Genomic DNA, 1,667 nt, shown 5'->3' with positions numbered 1-1,667 from the left:
TAGTGTGAAAGAAAGTAGAGGTAAGCCATAAATCAGCGCACTTAAATAAGCTGTCTTAAGTAGGCAACTTATTTGAGGATATAGATTTAGTAGATTGATCAAGAAGCTAAAGGTTCATCAGGAGGAAGTAAGCCTTCCTTTTGTAAAAGTTTTTTGGCTTGCTTGATAGCCTTAGCCTTCTGTTTTTCAACTAAAGGTGCAGGCATATCGATTTTGTAAAGATCGCTTGGATTCCATACCTCTCCGGTAGACAGCATCCGGTAGATGGCTGTAAGAATCATACGGGCAATGGCAATAATAGCTCTTTTCTTGCCACGGCGTTTAACAAGGGATTCATATTTCTTTTTGTAGTAAGGAGACTTGTCAGATTTCACGGCTGCATGAGCACACTGTACTAATGCAGGTTTGAGGTAGACACCGGCACGTGTAATACGGACAGATTTCTTCTTACCGGCGGATTCATTGTTGCCGGGGGTAAGACCTGCCCAACAACACAAGCGTTTAGAATTACAAAACTGAGACATATCAATACCAATTTCGGAGATGATAGTAATTGCACTATCATGTTTGACACCCGGAATGGTAGTTAGGAACTGGATAGCTTTAACATAATCAGGAACAGAAGAAATCAAAGATTCAATCTGTTTATCTACATCATTGATTTCAGCTGTGATATAATCCATATGTGCGCGTACTAGGCGCATACGATATTTCTGGGCATCAGTCATCTGATATCCTTCGATAGATTCAATCACAGCGTCTTCTTTGGATTTGAGGGTCCTAAGGAGTTTGGAAGCGATTTCTTCATGGTTAATCGTAGTACCTGATTGTTCAAGCAGATAATCGATAATGGATGAGGATGACTTCCCAAAGATATCGGATACAACAGAATCTAATGCGATATTACAAACAGTAAGAGCATTCTGATATCTATTCTTTTCACTTGAACGGCAAGAAACAAGCTTGTAGCGATATCTTGTGTATTCTCTAAGAATACGAATTGACTTACAAGGAATATAACTGCCTTTCACAAGTCCAAGTCGAAATAAGTCTCCAATCCATTTAGAATCTTTGGTATCATCCTTGTTACCCTTAACAGCTTTAACCCATTTGGGATTAGCAATGGTAACATTGATTTGATCTTCGAGAAGATTAAAGACAGGAACCCAGTATTTACCTGTAGATTCCATACAGACATCATGGCATTCATTTTCAAGAAGCCATGATTTAAAGTCTAAAATAGAATTGTTGAAGGTAGAGAATCGCTTCTTTTGATAAGAAGGTTCAATACCACCGGTAGTTTTGATGATTGTGGCAACGAGAAAAGATTTGTGAACATCGACACCACAACAGGTTGGATAAGTAACTTTCATAGTGTAACTCCTTTCGTAAAAGATAAGAAGCCATTGACTGAACTGCCACACAATAAAACAAAGAGCTTTAACAATTCTTAGTGTACGGATTCGTGATACCACTTATTTGTGCTTGAAAAGGCAGAACTTACACTGATTTTTATGCTGTCTAAAACAGAGAAAGTTTTTACAACTTCTCCTCCCGTGCTTTGTAGTATAGCTTCTTGTTATCTATTTTAAATCACAGAGTTGAGATGTAAAACACTTTCATTACTATTTGTGCCGTGGCTTGACCGCGGAATGGAGGTTTTTATG

The 1,667-nt window shown here is 38.3% G+C and carries 1 protein-coding gene; it reads right to left on the bottom strand.

Annotation, left to right across the window (positions count from 1 at the left end; translation table 11 throughout):
- Positions 1–98: 98 nt before the first annotated feature.
- Positions 99–1,373 (bottom strand): IS110 family RNA-guided transposase, encoded by a 1,275-nt coding sequence (locus tag HMPREF0381_RS14050; protein WP_008752679.1) that lies wholly within the window; start codon positions 1,371–1,373, stop codon positions 99–101.
- Positions 1,374–1,667: the final 294 nt, after the last annotated feature.

This window comes from Lachnoanaerobaculum saburreum DSM 3986 (genome assembly GCF_000185385.1).
In the GTDB taxonomy this organism is placed as follows: Bacteria; Bacillota; Clostridia; order Lachnospirales; family Lachnospiraceae; genus Lachnoanaerobaculum; species Lachnoanaerobaculum saburreum.
The sequence above is the reverse complement of the archived record's forward strand: the minus strand, read 5'-3'. Positions and strand labels throughout refer to the sequence as shown.

Bases quoted from the DNA above. Each gene is read 5' to 3' on its own strand.
- HMPREF0381_RS14050 (WP_008752679.1), bottom strand. From the start codon at position 1,373: ATGAAAGTTACTTATCCAACCTGTTGTGGTGTCGATGTTCACAAATCT.